This is a genomic window from Spirosoma jeollabukense (genome assembly GCF_054777855.1).
This window is the reverse complement of sequence record NZ_BAAHAD010000098.1, coordinates 1-601: the sequence shown is the minus strand read 5'-3', so window position 1 is coordinate 601 and position 601 is coordinate 1. Positions and strand designations below refer to the sequence as shown.

The 601-nt window shown below is 28.1% G+C and carries 1 protein-coding gene; it reads left to right on the top strand.

All coding sequences use genetic code 11. From position 1 onward, the window contains the following. Positions 1–190: 190 nt before the first annotated feature. Positions 191–601: hypothetical protein (locus ACYVEA_RS34740; RefSeq protein ID WP_461117929.1), on the top strand; the 411-nt coding region annotated here is incomplete at its 3' end.

Sequence of the window (601 nt, the reverse complement as noted above, 5' to 3'; positions counted from 1 at the left end):
AAAGATAATAGAAGAATTAGCTAAACCAGCTTTAGAAAAAACATCTAATATAGTAGAATCAGCAGTTTACAATTGACATCCTATAGATTTACATGTAGGTCCTCCTATTGTCGAAGGTTGTAAAGTTTTTAAAACAAGTCAAGCAGTAGATATAATCAGATTTGTACCTACAGAAGATACTTGTAAAGCAATGTTAGAAGCTTTTCAATATAATAGTGAAATTCTAAATAATCCTTTTAAGGTTAGTACAATTGGAATGATAATAGTTTCGTCAGGTATACTTTTAAATATTTTGCCTGAAATTAAGCTGAAGTTATTATTAATGGCATATAAATTAAGTAATCCTATAACACAAGAGCAAATGGATTTTATATTAGATTACCCGGTTAATTCTATAAGTGCTCGGGATTATGGACTTATAGGTAGAGATATTATGTGGATTCTTAGAGAAAGTAATTTAGATGTAAATCGTGCTATGAGAAGAATTTATCATAAAAGTTTAAATGATCTTCCTAGTGCTAATTTAAATGACATAAAAGGAATGAACGATCATGCTGAAAGATTATATAATGAAGTAAGTAAATATGAAGCTTATACGAAT